This window comes from Ruegeria sp. SAZA006 (assembly GCF_059613465.1).
Window position 1 is genome coordinate 79,166 of record NZ_JBXWSO010000002.1, and the last position, 18,881, is coordinate 98,046.

General features: G+C 62.2%; 21 protein-coding genes. 11 read left to right on the top strand and 10 right to left on the bottom strand.

Annotation, left to right across the window (positions count from 1 at the left end):
- Positions 1 to 24 precede the first annotated feature (24 nt).
- From fahA to AC2FNZ_RS00655, 6 genes are all read left to right on the top strand, one after another.
- Positions 25 to 1,281, top strand: coding sequence for a fumarylacetoacetase (gene fahA, locus AC2FNZ_RS00630; RefSeq protein ID WP_496839198.1), 1,257 nt, complete (start codon positions 25 to 27; stop codon positions 1,279 to 1,281).
- A 10-nt stretch (positions 1,282 to 1,291) separates the two neighbouring features.
- Positions 1,292 to 2,242, top strand: a complete 951-nt coding sequence (locus AC2FNZ_RS00635; RefSeq protein WP_496839199.1) for an MBL fold metallo-hydrolase — start codon at positions 1,292 to 1,294, stop codon at positions 2,240 to 2,242.
- Between the two features lie 134 nt (positions 2,243 to 2,376).
- On the top strand, positions 2,377 to 3,987 hold the full coding sequence (locus tag AC2FNZ_RS00640) for an FAD-dependent oxidoreductase (RefSeq protein WP_496839200.1): 1,611 nt from the start codon (positions 2,377 to 2,379) through the stop codon (positions 3,985 to 3,987).
- Positions 3,988 to 3,992: 5 nt separating this feature from the next.
- Positions 3,993 to 4,184 (top strand): DUF2783 domain-containing protein, encoded by a 192-nt coding sequence (locus AC2FNZ_RS00645; RefSeq protein ID WP_005981201.1) that lies wholly within the window; start codon positions 3,993 to 3,995, stop codon positions 4,182 to 4,184.
- Positions 4,181 to 4,819, top strand: coding sequence for a maleylacetoacetate isomerase (gene maiA, locus AC2FNZ_RS00650; RefSeq protein WP_496839201.1), 639 nt, complete (start codon positions 4,181 to 4,183; stop codon positions 4,817 to 4,819). The genes AC2FNZ_RS00645 and maiA overlap by 4 nt, the downstream gene beginning before the upstream one ends.
- Before the next feature lie 90 nt (positions 4,820 to 4,909).
- Positions 4,910 to 5,251, top strand: a complete 342-nt coding sequence (locus AC2FNZ_RS00655; protein WP_093965161.1) for a DOPA 4,5-dioxygenase family protein — start codon at positions 4,910 to 4,912, stop codon at positions 5,249 to 5,251.
- Here the strand turns inward: AC2FNZ_RS00655 and AC2FNZ_RS00660 are convergent.
- The gene (locus tag AC2FNZ_RS00660; RefSeq protein ID WP_496839203.1) at positions 5,248 to 6,876 is read right to left on the bottom strand and encodes an acyl-CoA synthetase; all 1,629 of its coding nucleotides are present in this window, start codon (positions 6,874 to 6,876) and stop codon (positions 5,248 to 5,250) included. The genes AC2FNZ_RS00655 and AC2FNZ_RS00660 overlap by 4 nt on opposite strands.
- Before the next feature lie 222 nt (positions 6,877 to 7,098).
- Here AC2FNZ_RS00660 and AC2FNZ_RS00665 point away from each other — a divergent pair, with 222 nt between their 5' ends.
- Positions 7,099 to 8,490 carry an aminotransferase family protein gene (locus tag AC2FNZ_RS00665; protein WP_170366190.1) on the top strand — a complete coding sequence of 464 codons (1,392 nt, stop codon included), beginning with the start codon at positions 7,099 to 7,101 and terminating at the stop codon, positions 8,488 to 8,490.
- A gap of 120 nt (positions 8,491 to 8,610) precedes the next feature.
- On the opposite strand, the gene AC2FNZ_RS00670 is transcribed toward AC2FNZ_RS00665, so the two are convergent.
- The 6 genes from AC2FNZ_RS00670 to AC2FNZ_RS00695 form a co-directional block, all read right to left on the bottom strand.
- On the bottom strand, positions 8,611 to 9,414 hold the full coding sequence (locus AC2FNZ_RS00670) for a methyltransferase domain-containing protein (protein WP_496839205.1): 804 nt from the start codon (positions 9,412 to 9,414) through the stop codon (positions 8,611 to 8,613).
- 204 nt (positions 9,415 to 9,618) lie between these two features.
- Complete coding sequence (locus tag AC2FNZ_RS00675) at positions 9,619 to 10,212, bottom strand: LamG domain-containing protein (protein ID WP_496839206.1); 594 nt, start codon at positions 10,210 to 10,212, stop codon at positions 9,619 to 9,621.
- A gap of 279 nt (positions 10,213 to 10,491) precedes the next feature.
- On the bottom strand, positions 10,492 to 10,857 hold the full coding sequence (rplT, locus tag AC2FNZ_RS00680; protein WP_093965154.1) for a 50S ribosomal protein L20: 366 nt from the start codon (positions 10,855 to 10,857) through the stop codon (positions 10,492 to 10,494).
- 14 nt (positions 10,858 to 10,871) lie between these two features.
- The gene (gene rpmI / locus AC2FNZ_RS00685; protein WP_005981143.1) at positions 10,872 to 11,072 is read right to left on the bottom strand and encodes a 50S ribosomal protein L35; all 201 of its coding nucleotides are present in this window, start codon (positions 11,070 to 11,072) and stop codon (positions 10,872 to 10,874) included.
- Positions 11,073 to 11,253: 181 nt separating this feature from the next.
- Entirely contained in the window at positions 11,254 to 12,807 is a 1,554-nt protein-coding gene (locus AC2FNZ_RS00690; protein ID WP_496839207.1) for an alanine/glycine:cation symporter family protein, read from the bottom strand.
- A 14-nt stretch (positions 12,808 to 12,821) separates the two neighbouring features.
- On the bottom strand, positions 12,822 to 13,259 hold the full coding sequence (locus tag AC2FNZ_RS00695; RefSeq protein ID WP_093965150.1) for a universal stress protein: 438 nt from the start codon (positions 13,257 to 13,259) through the stop codon (positions 12,822 to 12,824).
- Positions 13,260 to 13,448: 189 nt separating this feature from the next.
- Here AC2FNZ_RS00695 and AC2FNZ_RS00700 point away from each other — a divergent pair, with 189 nt between their 5' ends.
- The gene (locus AC2FNZ_RS00700; RefSeq protein ID WP_093965149.1) at positions 13,449 to 13,934 is read left to right on the top strand and encodes an Lrp/AsnC family transcriptional regulator; all 486 of its coding nucleotides are present in this window, start codon (positions 13,449 to 13,451) and stop codon (positions 13,932 to 13,934) included.
- Positions 13,935 to 13,936: 2 nt separating this feature from the next.
- On the opposite strand, the gene pyk is transcribed toward AC2FNZ_RS00700, so the two are convergent.
- Entirely contained in the window at positions 13,937 to 15,382 is a 1,446-nt protein-coding gene (gene pyk / locus AC2FNZ_RS00705; protein WP_496839208.1) for a pyruvate kinase, read from the bottom strand.
- 117 nt (positions 15,383 to 15,499) lie between these two features.
- Between pyk and AC2FNZ_RS00710 the strand changes: the two genes are divergently transcribed.
- From AC2FNZ_RS00710 to AC2FNZ_RS00720, 3 genes are all read left to right on the top strand, one after another.
- On the top strand, positions 15,500 to 16,237 hold the full coding sequence (locus AC2FNZ_RS00710; RefSeq protein ID WP_170342771.1) for an N-formylglutamate amidohydrolase: 738 nt from the start codon (positions 15,500 to 15,502) through the stop codon (positions 16,235 to 16,237).
- Between the two features lie 87 nt (positions 16,238 to 16,324).
- Positions 16,325 to 16,564 carry a DUF6868 family protein gene (locus AC2FNZ_RS00715; RefSeq protein WP_093965143.1) on the top strand — a complete coding sequence of 80 codons (240 nt, stop codon included), beginning with the start codon at positions 16,325 to 16,327 and terminating at the stop codon, positions 16,562 to 16,564.
- 71 nt (positions 16,565 to 16,635) lie between these two features.
- The gene (locus tag AC2FNZ_RS00720; RefSeq protein WP_496839209.1) at positions 16,636 to 16,950 is read left to right on the top strand and encodes a DUF1244 domain-containing protein; all 315 of its coding nucleotides are present in this window, start codon (positions 16,636 to 16,638) and stop codon (positions 16,948 to 16,950) included.
- 42 nt (positions 16,951 to 16,992) lie between these two features.
- Here the strand turns inward: AC2FNZ_RS00720 and AC2FNZ_RS00725 are convergent, their stop codons facing one another.
- Both AC2FNZ_RS00725 and dgcA read right to left on the bottom strand, forming a co-directional pair.
- On the bottom strand, positions 16,993 to 17,853 hold the full coding sequence (locus tag AC2FNZ_RS00725) for a D-amino-acid transaminase (RefSeq protein WP_496839210.1): 861 nt from the start codon (positions 17,851 to 17,853) through the stop codon (positions 16,993 to 16,995).
- Between the two features lie 11 nt (positions 17,854 to 17,864).
- On the bottom strand, positions 17,865 to 18,830 hold the full coding sequence (gene dgcA / locus AC2FNZ_RS00730; RefSeq protein WP_496839211.1) for an N-acetyl-D-Glu racemase DgcA: 966 nt from the start codon (positions 18,828 to 18,830) through the stop codon (positions 17,865 to 17,867).
- Positions 18,831 to 18,881: the final 51 nt, after the last annotated feature.

Consider the following 18,881-nt stretch of genomic DNA (forward strand, 5'->3'; position numbering starts at 1 on the left):
CACCGCACTGCACAAGGAAACGCAATGCCATTGATGAAATCCTGGGTGGCCTCGGCCAATGACGCGAACCACCCGTTTCCGCTGAACAACCTGCCCTATGGCGTCTTTTCGACTGCAGGTTCCGAGCCGCGCTGCGGCGTGGCCATCGGGGACATGATCCTCGACGTGTCCGCCGCCGAGGCCGAAGGGCTGATCACGATGGGCGACGAGCCGCTGTTCGACCTGCCCTTCTGGAACCCGCTTATGGAACAGGGACCGGCCGTCTGGGCCGCGCTGCGCGAGCGGCTGACCGCCCTGCTGGCGAAAGGGTCGAAAGAACAGGACAAGGTCGAACCGCTGCTGGTTCCGCAGGCCGAGGCCCAGCTGCACATGCCCTTTGCCGTCAGCGAATACACCGATTTCTACGCGGGCAAGCACCACGCCACCAATGTGGGCACCATGTTCCGCGGCCCGGAAAACGCGCTGCCGCCCAACTGGTTGCACATCCCCATTGGCTACAACGGACGGGCCTCGTCCGTGGTGGTTTCGGGCACCGATATCCGCCGCCCGTGGGGGCAACTGAAATCGCCCGACCATGACCGCCCCGCCTTCCTGCCCAGCCGCCGTTTCGACATCGAGCTGGAGATGGGCGCCATCGTCGGCACCCCGTCCGACGGCCCGATCACCGTGCAGGAGGCCGACGATCATATCTTTGGCTATGTCCTGCTGAACGACTGGTCTGCGCGCGACATCCAGGCCTGGGAATACCAGCCGCTGGGCCCGTTCCAGGCCAAGGCCACCGCCACCTCGATTTCGCCGTGGATCGTGACCAAGGCCGCGCTGGACCCCTTCCGCTGCGACACGCCCCCGCGTGAGGTCGAACTGCTGGACCACCTCAAGGATTGTGGCCCGATGCTCTATGACATCGAGCTTGAGGTGACGATGGCGCCCGAGGGCAAACCGGCGTCCACCATCGCCCGCACCAATTACAAGGAAATGTATTATTCCTCGGCCCAGCAACTGGCGCATCACACCACCTCGGGCTGCCCGATGAACGTGGGCGATCTGCTCGGCTCGGGCACGATCTCGGGGCCGACGAAGGACAGCCGCGGCTCGCTTCTGGAACTCAGCTGGGGCGGCAAGGAACCGATCACGCTGGACACCGGCGAAACCCGCAGCTTCATCGAGGACAGCGACACGCTGACCCTCAAAGGCGCCGCCCGGGGCGACGGCTACACGATCGGTTTCGGCGACTGCACCGGCACGGTGCTGCCCGCCCTTGAAGACCCATACGCACGATAAGGAGCGCCACATGGCCAAGGCATTCGCGTCCCAGGGGGACATGACCGAAAAGAAGATCTCGTTCACCGAGGTGGGCGAAGGACTCTATGCCTTCACCGCCGAGGGCGACCCGAACTCGGGCGTGATCATCGGCGATGACAGCGTGATGGTGGTCGAGGCCCAGGCCACGCCGCGCCTGGCGCAAAAGGTGATCGACTGCATCCGGTCCGTGACCGACAAGCCGATCACTCATGTGGCGCTGACCCATTACCACGCGGTCCGCGTGCTGGGCGCCAGCGCCTTCGGCGCGCAGCAGATCATCATGTCGGACATGGCCCGCGCCATGGTCGTTGAACGCGGGAAAGAGGACTGGGACAGCGAGTTCCAGCGTTTCCCGCGCCTGTTCGAAGGCCACGAAAGCATCCCCGGCCTGACCTGGCCCACCACCACCTTCAACGAAACGATGACGGTCTATCTGGGCAACCGCCGGGTCGATCTGATGCATCTGGGCCGGGCCCATACCGCCGGTGACATCGTCATCCACGTGCCCGACCAGAACGTGATGTTCACCGGCGACATCGTCGAATACCACTCGGCCTGCTATTGCGGCGACGGGCATTTCAGCGACTGGGGCGACACACTGGATCAGATCCAGTGGTTCGACGTCGATGCCATCGCCCCGGGGCGCGGCGATGCGCTGGTCGGCAAGGAAATGGTGAACGCCGCCATCGAGAACACCCGCGATTTCGTCGAAAGCACTTATCGCCCGGCGGCCAAGGTGGCGGCGCGCGGCGGCAGCCTGAAAGAGGCCTGGGACGCAGTGCGTGCGGAATGCGATCCGAAATTCTCGGACTATGCCATCTATGAACACTGTCTGCCCTTCAACGTGGCCCGTGCCTATGATGAGGCGCGCGGCATCGACACCCCGCGCATCTGGACCGCCCAGCGCGATCTCGAGATGTGGGAGGCCCTGCAAGGCTGAGAAATGGCCCGGCGACTTGATCCAGATCGTGTTGCCGGCCTGAAAACGATGCGACCATGGAGGAGAGCCATCGGCGCCCCGCGCCGGTGGGCAGGGATTGTGCGCTGCGCGCACAGAACTTGGGGAGAGAGCCCATGAACAAGATTTTTGAACAGCCACTCTATGCCTATGCCCGCAGCCCCGATCAGGATGCCCCCGCCCCGGTGCGGCATCAGGTGATCGTGATTGGCGCGGGTCCGGTCGGGCTGGCCGCCGCCATCGACCTGGCCCAGCAGGGCGTCGAGGTGGTGGTGCTGGACGACAACGACAAGGTCAGTTTCGGCAGCCGCGCCATCTGTTTCGCCCAGCGCACGCTGGAAATCGCCGACCGGCTGGGTTGCGCCCGGCCGATGGTGGACAAGGGCGTGCTGTGGAACACCGGCAAGGTGTTTTTCGACGACCGAAAGGTCTATGAATTCAACCTGCAGCCCGATGAGGGGTACGCCCATCCGGCCTTCATCAACCTGCAGCAATACTACTTTGAGCAGTTCATGGTCGAACGGGTCCGCGCGTTGCAGGCCCAGGGCGCACCGCTCGAGATCCGTGGCCGCAACAAGGTCGAGGCGATCGGCACCCATGACGACCACGTCAAGCTCGAGGTGGAAACGCCCGAGGGGTCGTACACCGTCGAGGCCGACTGGCTGATCGCCTGCGACGGGGCCAACTCGCCCACCCGCCGGATGCTGGGACTGGATTTCGTGGGCCGCGTGTTCGAGGACAACTTCCTGATCGCCGACGTGATCATGGAGGCCGATTTCCCGACCGAGCGCTGGTTCTGGTTCGACCCGCCCTTCAACCGTGGCCAGTCGGCGCTGTTGCACAAACAGCCCGACAATGTCTGGCGCATCGACCTGCAACTGGGCTGGGACATCGACAAGGAACGGGAAAAGCGCCCCGAAAACGTGATCCCGCGCCTCAAGGCGATGCTGGGCGAGGATGTCCAGTTCGAGTTGGAATGGGTCAGCATCTATACCTTCCAGTGCCGCCGGATGGAGAAGTTCCGCCACGGCCGCGTCCTGTTTGCCGGCGACAGCGCGCATCAGGTCAGCCCCTTCGGCGCGCGCGGGGCCAATTCGGGCCTGCAGGACACCGACAACCTGTGCTGGAAACTGAAGATGGTCCTTGACGGCACCGCCCCCGACAGCCTGCTGGACAGCTATGATGTCGAGCGCATCCACGGCGCGGACGAAAACATCCTGAACTCCACCCGCTCGACTGATTTCATCACGCCGAAATCGGAAATGTCACGCATCCTGCGCGACGCGGTGCTGGACCTGAGCGAACATTATGAGTTCGCCCGCCCGCTGGTGAATTCCGGGCGGTTGAGCGTGCCCTGCACCTATGACGGCTCGCTGCTGAATTCGGCCGATGCGCTGAATGGTCCGGCCGAAACGCGCCCCGGCTCGCCCTGCCCCGATGCGCCGCTGGGGGATGCGTTCCTGTTGCCCAAGCTGGCGGGCAAGTTCACCCTGCTGACCATCGACGCCGACGCCCCAGACAGGATCGAGGAAGAGGGTGTGACGGTCGAGCGGCTGGCGCTGTCGGTCAAGGACGACCGGACGCTGGCGCTAAAGCGGCGGTATCTGGGCGACGCGGAAGGTGCGGTCTATCTGATCCGGCCCGACCAGCATGTGGCGGCGCGGCGCGACAGCTATGAAGACAACGCGTTCCGGCATGCGATCCGCCGGGCCATCGGCAAGGAGTAGGCACAATGGATGAACTGATCCTCACCCCGAATATCGACGGCGCGGATGATTTCTATGCCGATCTGCTGGCCGCGCACGACGGTCTGGACAAGGCCGAAAGCGATGCGCTGAATGCGCGGCTGGTGCTGGTGCTGGCCAACCATATCGGCGACCGGGCCATCCTGAAACAGGCGATCGACGCGGCCAAAGCCCGATGAGCGACGTCTTCCTGTATGACTACTGGCGGTCCTCGGCCAGCTACCGGGTGCGCATCGCGCTGAACCTGGCCGGGATCGCCTATCGCGCGCAGACCGTCGATCTGGTCAAGGGCGAGCAGACCGCGCCCGCGCATCTGGCGCGCAACCCGCAGGGCTTTGTGCCGGTGCTCGAGATCGACGGCGTGCAACTGACCCAGTCGCTGGCCATTCTGGACTATCTCGACCGGACGCGGGGCCTGAACCTGGTGCCGGACGAGCCGGTTGCGCGGGCCAGGGCGCAGGCGCTGGCCCATGCCATCGCGGTCGATCTGCACCCGGTCTGCAACCTGAAGGTCGCCCGCCACGCCACGCAGCTGAGCGGCAGACGGGGCGACATGCCCGGCGACTGGATGCGCCATTTCATCCGCCCCGGTCTGCTGGCCTTCGAGGCGATGCTGGAAGGGTTCGAACAAGCCCCCTATTGCACGGGATCAACGCCCGGGCTGGCCGATCTGTGCCTGATCCCGCAGATGTACAACGCCCGGCGCTGGCAGGTCGATCTGTCGGACATACCGCGCATTCTGGCGGTCGAGGCGGCCTGTGCCGACCACCCCGCCTTTGCAGCGGCCCACCCGGACGCCCACGCGCCGGGCTGAGCCGCGCACAGGGTCTGTGTGCCGATGCGTCTGTGCACCGGCGCCGATCGGGCCTAGCCTTGTCTCGGAAATCACCGCACGAGGCCCCCGATGCCACAGATCACCGGCTATCACGCCCATGTCTATTTCGACGCCGAAACGCAGGACACCGCCCGCCGTGTCTGCGAGGAGGCTGCCCGCCTGTTCCCCGTCCAGATGGGCCACATGCACAGCCGCAATGTCGGCCCTCACCCGCGCTGGAGCTGCCAGCTGAGCTTTGCCGCCGATGCCTTCGACAAGGTGATCCCGTGGCTGATGCTGAACCGGCAGGGGCTGACCGTGTTCACCCACCCCGAAACCGGCGAGCACCTGTCCGACCACCGCGACCGGGCGATCTGGATGGGCGAGATGCTGGACCTGGACCTGTCGATCTTTGACCGGCTGGGCGCCTAGCCCAGCGCCCGCGCCTGTTCCCTGAGCTTGAATTTCTGGATCTTGCCCGTCGATGTCTTGGGCAGCGGCCCGAACACCACCGTCTTGGGTGCCTTGAAATGGGCCATCTGGTCGCGGCAGAACGCGATCAAATCGGCCTCGGTCGCTTCGGCGCCCGGCTTCAGCTCGACAAAGGCGCAAGGCGTCTCGCCCCATTTCTCGTCCGGTTTGGCGACCACGGCGGCCTCCATCACGGCGGGGTGCTTGTAGAGGATATCCTCGACCTCGACCGACGAGATGTTCTCGCCCCCCGAAATGATGATGTCCTTTGACCGGTCCTTCAGCGCGATATAGCCGTCGGGATGCATCACCCCCAGATCGCCCGAGGCAAACCAGCCGCCGCGGAACGCTTTCCGCGTGGCCTCGGGGTTCTTGAGATACCCTTTCATCACGATGTTGCCCTGCATGAAGATCTCGCCCATGGTCTCGCCATCGGCCGGCACCGGTTCGAGCGTTTCGGGATCAGCCACCATCAGCCCCGACAGGGCAACGTATTTCACCCCCTGCCGCACCTTGAGCGCGGCGCGCTCCTCGGCGGGCTTGTCGTTCCATTCGTCCTTCCAGGCGCACACGACCGACGGCCCGTAGGTCTCGGTCAGGCCATAGACATGAGTGACTTCGATGCCCATCCCCTCCATCGCCGCGATCACCGCGGCGGGCGGCGGGGCACCTGCGGTCATCACCTTGATCTCATGATCGAAATCCTTGAGATGATCGGGCGCGTTGGCCAGCATGTTCAGAACGATGGGCGCGCCGCAGAAATGGGTCACGCGCTCGTCGCTGAAGGCGCGGTAGATCGGCTCGTCCCGCACCGCGCGCAGGCAGACGGACGTGCCCGCGTTCGCGGCCATGGTCCAGGGGAAACACCAGCCGTTGCAGTGGAACATCGGCAGCGTCCACAGATAGACCGAATGCTGCGGCATGCCCCAGGTCAGGATGTTCGACGTGGCATTCAGCGCCGCGCCACGGTGGTGATAGACGACACCCTTGGGGTTGCCCGTGGTGCCAGAGGTGTAGTTCAGCGTGATCGCGTCCCATTCATCGGCGGGCAAAGACCAGTCGAATTCCGGGTCGCCCTCGGCCAGCAGATCGTCATAAGTCAGCGCGCCAAGCTTCTCACCGCCATCGAAACTCGGATCCTCGATGTCGATCACCAGAATGCCGTGATCTACCTGCTCCAGCGCCTGCTTCACCTCGCCCGAGAATTCGGGATCGACCAGCAGCACCTTGGATTCGGCGTGGTTCAGGATAAAGGCGATGATCGGGGCATCGAGCCTTGTGTTGATCGTGTTCAACACCGCGCCTGCCATGGGCACGCCAAAATGCGCCTCGTACATCTCGGGGATGTTGGCGGCGATGATCGATACCGTGTCGCCCGCGCCCACCCCACGCGCGGCAAGCGCACTGGCCAACTGGCGGCAGCGCGCATAGGTCTGCGCCCAGCTATGGCGCCGGTCACCATAGACCACGGCGGGATAGTCAGGGTAAACGGCCGCGGTCCTCTCGATATAGCTGAGCGGGGACAGGGCCGTAAAATTTGCCGGGCCTTTGTCCAGATCGCGCTGATAAATGCTGTGGGTCGCCATCCGCCTCTCCTCCCCAAGTCGTCGGATTTTTCGTATTGAGCACAAAGGTTGCCGCAAAACAAACCCGTAAAAATACGCGAGGCGAATATACTGGAGCTACGTGATCGGGTAATCTGGCCCTACTGCGTACCGGGCTTTCGGGCTGATCTGCGGTATCTGGTTCATCCGCGCCCGCCGGGCATCGTGATTCCCGCGCGTCGCGTCTTACTGAAAGGACATGTCATGGACGGCACGTTCAACGAAAACGATCTTTCCCGCGTGGTCGAGGCCGACCGCGCCCATATCTGGCACCATCTGATCCAGCACAAGCCGTTTGAGACGAACGATCCGCGCATCATCGTCGAAGGCAAGGGCATGCGCGTCTGGGATCAAAAGGGCAAGGAACACCTGGATGCCGTCTCGGGCGGCGTATGGACGGTAAACGTGGGCTATGGCCGCGAATCCATCTGCAAGGCCGTCTACGACCAGCTGATGAAGCTGTGCTACTTTGCGAACTCGGCGGGCTCGATCCCCGGGGCGCTGTTTGCCGAGAAGCTGATCGAGAAGATGCCGGGCATGAGCCGGGTCTACTACACCAACTCGGGAAGCGAGGCGAACGAGAAGGCGTTCAAGATGGTCCGCCAGATCGCCCACAAGAAATACGGCGGCAAGAAGACCAAGATCCTGTATCGCGACCGCGATTATCACGGCTCGACCCTGGCGGCGATGTCGGCGGGCGGTCAGGACGAGCGCAACGCGCAATACGGCCCCTTTGCGCCGGATTTCGTGCGCGTTCCGCACTGCATGGAATACCGCAAGCACGAATTGGACGGCGCACCCGAAGAGAACTTTGGCGAATGGGCCGCCGATCAGATCGAAGCCGTGATCCTGCGCGAAGGCCCCGACACCGTAGGCGCGCTGTGCCTTGAGCCGGTGACCGCCGGCGGCGGCGTGATCGAAGCGCCCGAGGGCTATTGGCAGCGCGTGCAGGAGATCTGCAAGAAGTACGACATCCTGCTGCATATCGACGAGGTCGTCTGCGGCGTGGGTCGCACCGGCACCTGGTTCGGGTACCAGCAATACGGGGTGAAACCCGATTTCGTGACCATGGCCAAAGGCGTGGCCTCGGGCTATGCCGCGATTGCCTGCATGGTGACCACCGAGGAAGTCTTTGACATGTTCAAAGACGATGCCGCGGACCCGATGAACTATTTCCGCGACATCTCGACCTTTGGCGGCTGCACCGCCGGGCCGGCGGCGGCGATCGAGAACATGCGCATCATCGAAGACGAGAACCTGCTGGGCAATTGCGCCGCGATGGGGGATCGCATGATGGGCAACCTGCAGGCACTGATGGACAAGCACAAGGTCATCGGCGACGTGCGCGGCAAGGGCCTGTTCCTGGGGGCCGAACTGGTCGCGGATCGCGCGTCCAAAGAACCGGTGGACGAAAAGCTGGCCCAAGCGGTCGTGGCCGATTGCATGGCGCAAGGGGTAATCATCGGCGTGACCAACCGGTCGGTCCCCGGGCGCAACAATACGCTGTGCTTCTCGCCCGCTTTGATTGCCACGGCGGACGACATCGACCAAATCACCGACGCGGTCGATGGCGCGCTGGGGCGTGTGTTCGGATAAACCCAGCGCAGGATAAAAGACCAAGTGAAACCGGCGTTCTTCGCGCCGGTTTCTTTTTCGATCTCCATTCGCTCAGGCAATAGCCTTTGTTTGATTCAATCAGCGCATCCAGACCAAAGTCTAGGATTTGCGCCCGCTGATGACAAAATGGGTTAGCGAAAAGAAAAACCGGCCCTTCGCGGCCAATGATCTCTGCTCATCCGCCCACGCTTTGGCTTCCTGATCCGAGACGAGCTTGTTGGACTCGGCGAACCTTTTCATCAGTGTGATCATCATATTGGCCAGCCCATCTGGCCGGAGTTCGTTATCGCAAATCGTGATCGGCGTAACGCTTTCCACAGTGAAACCCACGTCTCTCAAAATCGGTGGCAGTAGAGCGGGCACGTCTCTTCCGACAAAGTGCTTGTCCCAGGCTTTTATCATCCGATCCATTCTTGCCGGATCATCACCGTACCAAACCAGACTGTCGAAATGGATGTCGCCCACGACAAGCAGACCACCCGTTCTGAGACAGCGATGGGCCTCCGCCACCGCGGCGGCAATGTCATTTAAATACTCGTAAACCTGAACCGATACCGCCTTGTCGAGTGAGGCGTCCTTGGCCGGAAGCTGGCCTGCCTCACCCTCCATGATCTGGACCCAGTCATATTCATGGCAGCGGTTTTTGGCGGAACTCCGCATCGCCTCACTTGGGTCGATGCCCAAAACACGCCCGGTCGGACCAACCGCCCGTGCGAGCTCTGCTGTCAAAAGACCGTTTCCGCATCCAACGTCCGCAATGGTATCACCCGGGGCTGGTCGCAACGCGTCAAAAGACCCTCGCCGCCGTCGGGTGACATCGGCACCTTGATACACGCTATCGAGTAGGCGCGTTGTTGCTGCATCAAATTCAAGCATGGCAATCGCAAAACCAATGTTGGTCAATTCAGCACGTGCAAGCCTAGCGGTTTTTGGCCCGGATGTCTGCCTGCGCAAAAAGCCGGCACTCAGGCACCAAAAAAGCCGTCCCTAGTCGGGCGGCCTTTCTCTCACTGTTTAGCGAATGAGGATCAGGAGGCCAGAGGGGCAAGTACCCTCGCGAGGACACCACCGAACGGTTCCAGTTCGCGCGACCTGCGTTTTTGGGCGTCAGTTGGCTCTTTTGATCTCAACTTCATCAAATTCGAAACGACCAGTTCCAAAGGCTGCCAGGCCTATCCCTGCCCGAGCGCCCTGGCCGGGGTTCGAGGACGTTCGCTTTGAAAACAGCGTTTGAACGACCTTGGTTCCGTTGGCATAGAAAACCACGTGCGCCCCTCGGACCTGGAAGGTCAGCTTGTTCGGGGCGCCGACGCGTATCGCGTCATGTCTGTCTGCGTGTACCAGCCTCAATTGGCGGCCGTCCTTTTGCAGTACGTGATAGCGCCCTTTGTCGTCCACAGTGAACGCCACGTATTTCCCGGACTTTCCGCTGCCAACCAGAATGCCCACACCGCTTTTGCCGCTGAACTCTCCGTCCACCACGGCAGAGATTACCATGTCCTGCGTGCTCTCCAACGAAGCCGAGCCGGGAAACTTCATCCACGCCACGTCGTTGAACTGAAGGCTGCGCGCATCCTGTCTGTTCTCCATGACGAATTTTCCATCGGCCATATAGACGACCCAGGGCGGCTTGGCCGATTGAAAGTCGATCTGCCCACCCAGTATGAGCGTCGTGTCGTCGCCATCAAAGGTTTCAACCAATACGTCAGGGAGGTCAGGTTCGGTGATCGTGCCACTGTCGGGTGGCAGATCACCACTGCAGTCAAGACAAGAAGGGCTTGGGTAAGTCTTTGGCAAATAGGCATTTCAGTACTCCGCATTCAATTCATCATTGAAACTTAGAAGATGATTACATCAAATGCGTGTAGCGGCCATAACGGAATCCCATACTTGGTTTACGCGAAATCCAATCTGGTCGATCCAAAGAAAAAAGCCGCCCCGAACGGGACGGCCTTTCTTTCACTGTCTCTCGAAAGAGGATCAGGCAGCTAGAGCGGCCTGTGCCTTGGCGACGATCGCGCCGAACGCTTCCGGCTCGTGCACGGCCAGGTCGGCCAGGACTTTGCGGTCCACTTCGATGCCGGCCAGGTTCAGGCCGTTGATGAAGCGGGAATAGGTCAGAGCTTCGTCATGCGAACGAACAGCGGCGTTGATGCGCTGGATCCACAGAGCACGGAAGTTGCGCTTGCGGTTCTTGCGGTCGCGGGTTGCGTACTGGTTAGCCTTGTCGACGGCCTGACGGGCAACCTTGAAGGTGTTCTTGCGGCGGCCATAGTAACCTTTGGCGGCCTTGATGACCTTCTTGTGACGGGCGTGAGTTACGGTTCCACCTTTAACGCGGGACATATCGGTATCTCCTCTTAGCGGTCGTAGGGCATGTAGCCCTTGACGATCTTGGCGTCGGGGGCGGACAGGGTGGTGGTGCCACGGGCGTCGCGGATGAACTTCTTGGTCCGCTTGATCATGCCGTGCCGTTTGCCGGCCTGACCGGCCATGACCTTGCCGGTCGCAGTCACCTTGAAGCGCTTCTTGGCGCTCGATTTGGTCTTCATCTTGGGCATTTCCGTCTCCTTTCAGGGTTCGGTCCGAAACGCGACTCGGCATGCCACATCGGCCGGTCGCGCGATCAGATGCGCCGTTTACGCAAGTTCGGTCATGCTGGCAAGGGGTTTTTGACCCGTTCGGGTGCTTTTTGCACCGGGGTCGGGAACCGGGGCAGCAGGGCCGCCCCGGTTGGTGTCATCAGTCGGCGAACTTGCGGATTTCGCCGCTTTTCAGTCGCGCGCTGTACGAGGCCAGCTCCTGACGCACCACTTTCATCAGGAAGTAGAGCGCAAAGACGTTGACCACGGCCATGGCAAAGATCGCCGCGTCCGAGAAGTCGATGACCGGACCCAGGTTGGCCGCAGCCCCGATCACCACGAAGACGCAGAAGATGATCTTGAACACCAGTTCCTTGGTGTGGCCCTCGCCGAACAGATAGGTCCAGGCCTTGAGGCCGTAATAGGACCAGCTGATCATGGTCGAGAAGGCGAACAGGATCACCGCGATGGCCAGGATGTAGGGGAACCAGCTGAAGGCGCTGCCGAAGGCGGCCGAAGTCAGGCTGACACCGGTGTTGCCATCGACGGTTGCGATCGCGGTGCCCGCTTCGTTCAGCACGTACAGGCCGGTTGCCGGGTCGATCACCAGCTGCTGGGTGATGATGATCACCAGCGCGGTCATGGTGCAGATCACCACGGTGTCGATGAACGGCTCGAGCAGCGAAACGAAGCCCTCGGTGATCGGCTCTTTGGTGCGGACGGCCGAGTGTGCAATGGCCGCCGAACCCACGCCTGCCTCGTTCGAGAAGGCGGCGCGTTTGAAGCCCTGGATTAGAGCACCGACCATGCCGCCGGCCACGCCCAGACCGGTGAAGGCACCAGCGAAGATCTGACCGAAGGCCCAGCCGATCATGTCAGCGTTCATGATGATGATGACCAGCGCAGTGGCGACGTACAGGATGCCCATGAACGGCACGACCTTCTCGGTCACGCGGGCGATCGACTTCAGGCCGCCCACGATGACCATGAACACCACGGCCGCGAAGACCAGGCCGGTAATCCAACCGGGATAGTCACCAACGATACCCGCGATCTGCTGGTGCGCCTGGTTGGCCTGGAACATGTTGCCCCCGCCCAGCGCGCCAAGGATACAGAAGATCGAGAACAGGACCGCCAGGATCTTGCCGCCGGGCAGACCCAGCTCGGCAAAGCCCTTGGACATGTAGTACATCGGACCGCCCGAAACGGTGCCGTCTTCGTACTCGTTGCGGTACTTCACACCCAGCGTACATTCGGTGAATTTCGACGCCATGCCCAGAAGGCCGGCGAGGATCATCCAGAAGGTCGCACCGGGTCCGCCGATGCCGACCGCCACCGCGACGCCCGCGATGTTGCCCAGGCCGACCGTGCCGGACAGCGCCGTTGCCAGCGCCTGGAAGTGACTGACCTCGCCCGCATCGTTGGGGTCGGAATAGTCACCTTTCACCAAGCTGATCGCATGGCTGAAAAACCGCATCTGCACAAAGGCGAAATACAGCGTGAACACCGTTGCGGCCACGACCAGCCACATCACGATCCAGGGAAAGCTCGTTCCCGGAAAAGGTGCGAAGATGAAGCTGACGAAGGGACCCGTCAGATCTGCGAAGGTCTGGTTGATCTTTTCATCCAGACCGGGGGCCTCCTGCGCAAGTGCGGGGTTGGCCAGCAGGGCCGCGGCCGCACCGGACAGACCCAGGGTTTTGATCGATTTCATGTCTGCTCCTCCCGTCAGTTCACGACTGTGACCGGAACGTCGGCGTGCATGACCAGATTCTGGGTCGAACTGCCGAAGATTCGCTTTTTGATGCCGTCAGCCGAGGATCGTCCCACGACGATCTGCGATCCGCCGTTTTCGACCGTGATCGCGTTCAGCGTTTCGGCCACATCGCCATGGCGGACAATACCGCGGGCGCTGAAGCCTGCGGCCTTCAGGGCCTCGACAGCGGGTTCCACCACGCGGCTGGTGGCAAGCGCGATCTCCTCCTCGCGCCGCTTGTGCCGCAGGGCGTTTTCCTCGGGAGTTTGGAAAGTATAGGGCGACCATTCGATGACATAGGCAACCAGCAGTTCACACGATCCAATCCGACTTGCCAGATCCTTGGCAAAGCCGACCGCGCGATCTCCGGTCTCTGTCCCGTCCAGTCCTATGACAATTTTCGTTGTCATCTCGTTCCTCCGTTTTTGTTGATTTGGCCGGGGCCCGTGCCCCCGGCAGGGCAGCCGGAACCTGGAACTCGTTTTACAAGACTGCCCTTCGGTCAAGTATCAGGAAAAATCACTAGGAAAAGGAGATTTTTTCGGTCTATTTTCAGGAAAATATGCCGCCAGACCTCAAAAACGCAGGGAAATTGCCTGATGGACAGGGATTTGGATAAGATCGATCAACGGATATTGGCCGAGCTTGAGGCCAATGGACGCCTGCCAATAGTCGAACTGGCGGCCCGAGTAAACCTGACCAACACGCCGTGTTCCGAGCGGGTGAAACGGCTGGAAAAGAGCGGGTACATCACCGGCTACAGCGCGGTGATCGACAAAGAGAGGCTGGGGCTGGGGCACTTGACGGTGGTGCAGGTTTCGCTGACGGCCACAGCCGAACACTCGCTGGACCGTTTCAACGAAGCCGTGCGACGGGTACCTGAAATCGAAACCTGCCTGATGGTCGCCGGATCATTCGACTACATGCTGACCGTTCGGACACGCGACATCGCGCATTTCCGAACGGTGTTGGGCGACAAGATCAACAAGCTTCCGGGGATACACCAGACAAGCTCGTTCACGGTGATGGAGACCGTAAAAGAGCCTGTCGGCGCCAAAGCAAGACCCGGCGGACCGGGTGGCTGATCCTATTCGGGATCCGTCGAGTAGATCAGTCGCTCGTCGCAGGGTGCGACGCGCAGGATGTTGGTCGAGCCTGGCACGTTGAACGGGACACCGGCGGTCACCACGATCTGATCCGAGGCGCCGGCAAACCCGCTGGCTCGCGCCGCGCGCGCCGCATTGACCACGGCGCTTTTGAACCGCTCGAGCTCGGGCGTCATCACGCAGTGACAGCCCCAGCTGAGACACAGACGCCGCGCGGTGCCCCGCAGCGAAGTCATGGCGATGATCGGGACACCGGGACGCTCGCGGGCGGTGAGCAGTGCGGTGGTGCCGCTTTGGGTAAAGCAGCAGATCGCCTTGATGTCGGTCTTTTCGGCGATTTCACGGGCCGCGGCCACGATGCCGTCGGCAACGGTCGTTCCCTTGGTCTGGCGCGAGGCGTCGATGATCTGTTTGTAGGTTGGGTCGGCTTCGACCTCGATCGCGACCTTGTTCATGGTCTGAACGGCCTCGATCGGATACGAGCCCGCGGCCGACTCGGCGCTCAGCATGATGGCGTCGGTTCCCTCATATATGGCGGTGGCGACGTCCGACACTTCGGCGCGGGTGGGCATCGGGCTTTCGATCATGCTTTCCAGCATCTGGGTGGCAACGATAACCGGCTTGGCGGCAGTGCGGCACTTTCGGACCAGTCGCTTTTGAATCGGAGGCACGGCCGAGACCGGGAGTTCGACGCCCAGATCGCCACGGGCGACCATGATGCCGTCCGATGCGTCGAGGATTTCGTCGAACGCCTCGACCGCCGCGGGTTTTTCAATCTTGGACAGGATGGCGGCGCGGCCGTCAGCCAGGGCGCGCGCTTCGTACACGTCCTTGGCCCGCTGCACGAAGCTCAGCGCAAGCCAGTCGACACCCAGCTGGCAAACGAACTCCAGATCGTCCCGGTCCTTCTCCGACAGGGCCGCCAGCGGCAGCACCACGTCGGGCACATTCACACCCTTGCGGTTCGAGATGGTTCCGCCGATTTCAACTTTGCAATCCGCGAAATCGGGGCCGCATTTCTCAACCACAAGCCGGATCTTGCCGTCGTTGACCAGCAGATGCGCCCCCGCTTCCAACGCCTGAAAAATCTCGGGGTGCGGCAGGCAGACCCGGCTGACATCGCCCGGAGTTTCGTCCAGATCCAGGCGGAACGCGGCACCTTCGACCAAGTCCTCTGCATCATTCGCAAACACACCGACCCGCAGTTTCGGGCCCTGAAGGTCCGCCAGAATGGCGATCGGGCTGTCGAGGTCCTTTTCGATCTGACGGATGATCCGGTGGCGTTCACGGATTTCGTCGTGGCTGCCATGGCTCATGTTCAGGCGGAAAACATCGGCGCCGGCCTCGTGCAGAGCACGGATCATATCATAGTCGTTGGACGCCGGGCCCAGCGTCGCCACGATTTTCACATTTCTCAGGCGTCGCATCGATCTTGCTCTCCTTGATGGTCGAATGTTACCGCAAACAATAGTCGGTTTGCTTATTGCGCAATTCCCTTTCCGAGGCAACTGTCCTACACCTGCGGCAAACAAGATGACAGGCTCATGACATACACTCCGTTTTACGTGCACGGGGCGGATCGCCCGTCCCGCTGGCTGATCACGTGCGACCATGCCACCAACATCGTACCGCCGCAGATCAACGGCGGCGACCTCGGCCTTCCGCGTGAGGACATGGAGCGCCACATCGCCTATGACGTGGGCGCCTACGAGGTATCGAAACATCTGGGCGAGATCCTGAACGCGCCGGTGATTGCCGCCAATTTCTCTCGGCTGGTGATCGACCCGAACCGGGGCGAGGACGACCCGACCCTGTTGATGAAGCTGTATGACGGGTCGATCATTCCGGCCAACCGTCACGCCGACGCCGCCGAGCGCGAACGGCGCCTGAACCTGTGCTATCGCCCCTATCACGAAGCGCTGGCCAAGATGGCCGCCCTGCCCCACGCCGTAATCGTGTCGATGCATTCCTTCACGCGCCAGCTGCGGGGCCGCCCGCCGCGCCCCTGGCATGTCGGCATCCTGCACACCGAGGACGAACGGTTTTCGGCCCCGCTGATCGAGCGCCTGCGGGCCGAGGAGGATCTGTGCGTCGGCGTCAACGAACCCTATACCGGCGTGCTGCCCGGGGATGCGATCGACCGGCACGCCACCGCCTTTGGCCGCCCCAACGCACTGATCGAGCTGCGCAACGACCTGATCGCCGACCATGCCGGGCAGCGCGCCTGGGCCGAGCGGCTGGCGCCGATCCTGCAGGACGCGCTGGCCGCAAGCGGGCTGTAACGCTGGAAAAATCCGCGACCAAACGACGCCCGTTCCCTTGCGCGGCGCGCGGGCGGCCCCCATTTTCTGGGGTGAAAGGAGGCCGTCATGACACCTGAAACCCTGACAGCCTTTTTCGGCTGGATGACTGTTCTGAACTTTGCGGTCCTGCTGCTGTCGACCCTGATGGTGGTGGCCCTGCAGGACCGCATCGCCGCCATTCACGGCCGCATGTTCCAGATGGACAAGGCCGAGGTCAGAAAGGCCTATTTCAAGTATCTTGCGAACTACAAGATCCTGACCCTGATCTTCTGCCTGATGCCCTGGATTGCCCTCAAGCTGGTCTGAACCGGCGCGCGTTGTGCAATGGCCTCGGGCTTGCTAGGTCTGGATCAAATCCCACGAACCGGAGCCCGACCATGGACCCCCAGACCGAGATCGAACTTCAGGCCGCCGCTTTCCGCCGTCTGCAGAAACACCTGATGCAGGACCGCACCGACGTTCAGAACATCGACATGATGAATCTGGCCGGGTTCTGCCGAAACTGCCTGGCGCGGTGGTTTCAGGAAGCCGCCAATGAAAAAGGCATCGAAATGGGCAAGGACGAAGCCCGCGAGATTTTCTATGGCATGACCATGGATGAGTGGAAATCCAAATACCAGACCGAGGCCAGCCCCGACAAACAGGCCGCCTTCAAGGTCGCGTTCGAGGAAAACGTCGGCAAAAAAGACTGACGCATTAACGAAAAGGCCCGCCAGATCGGCGGGCCGTGGGGTTCAGATCGCCTCCTTGCGGCTTTCGTCCAGATAGATCTCGCGCAGCCGCTTGGCGATCGGGCCCGGCGTGCCGTCGCCCAGCGCCACGCCGTCGATCTCGACCACCGGCATCACGAAAGCACTGGCCGAGGTGGTAAAAGCCTCGTCGGCCTCTTTTGCTTCGTCGATGGTGAACAGGCGCTCCTCGATTTCCATCTGCGCCTCGGCCGCCATGCGCAGCACGGCCTTGCGGGTGATCCCGTGCAGGATGTCATTCGACAGCGGGCGGGTGATGATCTTGCCGTTCTTGACGATATAGGCGTTGTTGCTGGTGCCTTCGGTGACATACCCGTCTTCGATCATCCAGGCATCGTCGCACCCGGCGGCCTTGGCCATCATCTTGCCCATGGACGGGTACAGCAGTTGCACCGTCTTGATGTCGCGGCGACCCCAGCGGATATCCTCGATCGAGATGATCTTGGCCCCTTTCTTCGCCGCCGGATTGTCAGCCAGCCCGGGCTTGTTCTGGGTGAAGAGAACCAGTGTCGGCTTGGTGTCGGCCGAGGGGAAGACGAAATCGCGGTCGCCGTCGCTGCCGCGGGTGACCTGCAGATAGACCAGCCCCTCGGTGATGCCGTTCAGCACGACCAACTTGCGGTGGATTTCGAGCAGCTCGCCCTTGCTGCAGGGTTCGGCCATCTGCAATTCGTCCAGCGACCGCTTCAGGCGCACCGCGTGACCCTCGAAATCGATCAGCTTGCCGTCCAGCACGCTTGTCACCTCATAGACGGCATCCGCCATCAGAAAGCCTCGATCGAAGATCGAGACCTTGGCTTCGGTCTCGGGCAGGTATTCGCCGTTCACGTAAACGGTACGGGTCATGTTCGTCTCCATCAGCCCCAGAGTTCCACCTCGGGCGGGTGTACTCCGGCATCGTCAAAAATCAGCGGGGTGTCGCGGTCTTCGGCCAACAGAAGCGGGCCGTCAAGGTCCGTCACCAGCGCACCCTGCGCCACCAGTGTCGCAGGCGCCATCGCCAGAGAGCTGCCGACCATGCAGCCCACCATGATGCCATAGCCCTCGGCCTGCGCCGCGCGGCGCAGCTCCAGCGCCTCGGTCAGACCGCCGGTCTTGTCCAGCTTGATGTTGATCACGTCATATTTGCCCCTCAACCCGGGCAGGCTGGCGCGATCGTGGCAGCTCTCGTCGGCGCAGACCGGCACCGGACGATCGAGTCCGATCAGCGCCTCGTCATCTCCGGCGGGCAGCGGCTGTTCGACCAGCGCGACGCCCAACCGCACCAGATGCGGCGCCAGATCCGCATAGACCTCAGCCGACCAACCCTCGTTGGCATCCACGATGATCTTCGCATCCGGCGCCCCGGCCCGCACGGCCTCGAGCCGCGGCATGTCGTCGGGCGTGCCCAGCTTGATCTTCAACAGCGGACGATGCGCGTTCTTCGCCGCCTGCGCCCGCATGGCGTCGGGCGTGTCCAGCGACAGGGTATAGGCGGTGATCTCGGGCTTGGGCGCGGGCAGGCCGGCCAGTTCCCAGGCGCGCTTGCCCGCCCGCTTGGCTTCAAGGTCCCACAGGGCGCAATCCACCGCATTGCGCGCGGCCCCGGCCGGCAGCAGATCCATCAGCGACTGGCGCGTGAACGTGTTGGGCAAACCGCGGATCTCGGCCTCGACCGAGTCCAGCGTTTCGTCATACCGGGCATAAGGCACACATTCGCCCCAGCCCTGATGCGCCTCATCCGTCAGGCGCACCGTCAGTACCTTGGCCTCGGTCCGCGACCCGCGCGAGATGGTGAACACCTGCGCCAACCGGAACACATCACGAGAGACGTCGATTTGCACGCGCCCACTCCTTTGTCATTGCAATTTCCAGCGCCGGTGGCAGGTATCCCT